Raw genomic sequence first — 579 nt, 5'->3', positions numbered from 1 at the left:
ATCAACGCAGCTGCAGGCACAATGATCGCTAACGCCATCAATTCAAAAAGTACTGCGTGGAAAATTCGTTCGTTACGAGTCATGATTATCTACCCATTTGTTCTACTCAATGACTGAAATTTTATCTATGATTGAGATAATAAAAAGTTAGATACCATCGGTAAAAACGATATGTTTACTATCGAACAATTGCAGGCGTTTGTTGCCACATCCGAATCCGGCTCATTTTCCGCAGCAGCGAGAAAGTTAGGTCGAGCCCAATCCGTGATAAGCCAACACATTATGAACATGGAACTCGACTGTGGTGTCGATCTGTTTGATCGCTCCGGCCGTTATCCCAAACTGACCGAGAACGGCCATGCTCTGATGCCTTACGCGCAAGCGGCGATCAGTCAACTCGACCGATTAAACAATAAAGCGACTCAGCTCTTTTCTGCGCAGGCGAGCGAGCTTGTTCTCGCGATTGATGAAGGGATTCCGCTGACTCGATTACCGGATGTGCTTAAAAACCTAGAGCAACAATTTCCGCAACTACAAGTCGAATGTTTAACGGCATCTAGCCCAGACATTATTGAACTG

2 protein-coding genes are annotated in these 579 nt (G+C 45.3%); one reads left to right on the top strand and one right to left on the bottom strand.

Annotated elements, in window-relative coordinates:
- Positions 1-83: chlorhexidine efflux transporter (locus R8N47_RS26975; protein ID WP_318186338.1), on the bottom strand; the 83-nt coding region annotated here is incomplete at its 3' end.
- Between the two features lie 88 nt (positions 84-171).
- Here R8N47_RS26975 and R8N47_RS26970 point away from each other — a divergent pair.
- The coding region (locus tag R8N47_RS26970) for a LysR family transcriptional regulator (protein WP_318186337.1) at positions 172-579 on the top strand (408 nt) is incomplete at its 3' end.

Source organism: Vibrio sp. 2132-1, assembly GCF_033344315.1.
This window is presented reverse-complemented; position numbering and strand designations above follow the sequence as displayed.